The organism is Aliterella sp. E5.1 (assembly GCF_057473825.1).
In genome coordinates, this window is the sequence record NZ_JBYCCV010000452.1 from 1 (window position 1) to 1,136 (window position 1,136).

The window sequence follows — 1,136 nt, forward strand, 5'->3', positions numbered from 1 at the left end:
AGTCATAGGCAATTTCGTCCATAAACGACTTGATCACCGCAATTTCTCGCCTGCCAGTGGCGACTAAAACGGCAAAAGCAACAAGAGACAAGCCATCAGACAGAACATTCTTAATTGGTTCACTGCTAACCCAGGCATACTCTTCTGCTAGCTGCATGGCTTTTTCTCTCAGTTGGATATCTAACTCCTCGGTTGAGAACTGAGGAATATCACCAATTAAGCGGTTAAAGGTTAACTGCTCTCGAAACTGTTCTAATTCAGCTAAAACCTTGGCCTGAATGGTTGGGGAGCTGAGGACAAGCTCAGAAACCTCAAGATGTTTATTGGTTTGGAGATAGTCAACTAAAGGGCCAACAACAAAGTTTTTAGAAATTTGTTGGGTGAGTAGCGGCACAATGATCAACAACAAAATAAACCGGATCGCGATTCTGGTTCTAAATCGCGAGCTGCGAAAGTCTTTAACGATTTCCTCTTCGGTTTTATAGTTTGGATCAAGTTCTTTCTTAAATCGATTGGCAGTTCTGAGAATTGACCTGGGGATAAAACTTCCCTGTTGAGACTTAAGCTGCCCTGACGGGTCTGAATCACCGGCAAGATATTCCGACTCGTACAAGGAGTCTGATTCTGTCTCCGGGAGTTTAATGGGATTTGTCTGCGGTTTTTTAACAAATTTTTGCTCAGCGGGGCGAGTGGCAACGGGTGAATTAACGGGTTTGCCTTGATATTTAGACAAGACAGAATCAACAAATTTCAGCTTTTCTAATAGTTCTGCTGGTTTGTCTACCATCTCCAGCTCTAGGGTGTACTGGTCAGACTCCAGGGTATATTCTGAGGCATAGTCTCCGTTGCCTTGCCGATTGATCCGAGCTGTCAAAGCCCCAGGGGGCTCTTTTGGCTTGGGCTGTCTGACAACAAGGTTGCTTGCTTTAAACTCCATCAACCGCATTCTGGCAATGTTGAGATACCGCCTCAACTCTGATTGAAAATAGGTTGAGACTGAATTTCCATACCCTGAATCAAGCGAAATTTTCTGGCCGCCAAAGTGTTGATCTTCAATCTGTCCAGGTCTCCCCGTCCACCGAAGTGCGCACCTCGGCGACGGCGTCGGGGGGAAGCCGGAGCCCGACCAGAGATCG

General features: G+C 46.2%; 1 pseudogene. It reads right to left on the minus strand.

From position 1 onward, the window contains the following. Positions 1 to 946, minus strand: a pseudogene (locus AC2VE5_RS28160) (proton extrusion protein PcxA); the annotation flags it as partial. Positions 947 to 1,136: the final 190 nt, after the last annotated feature.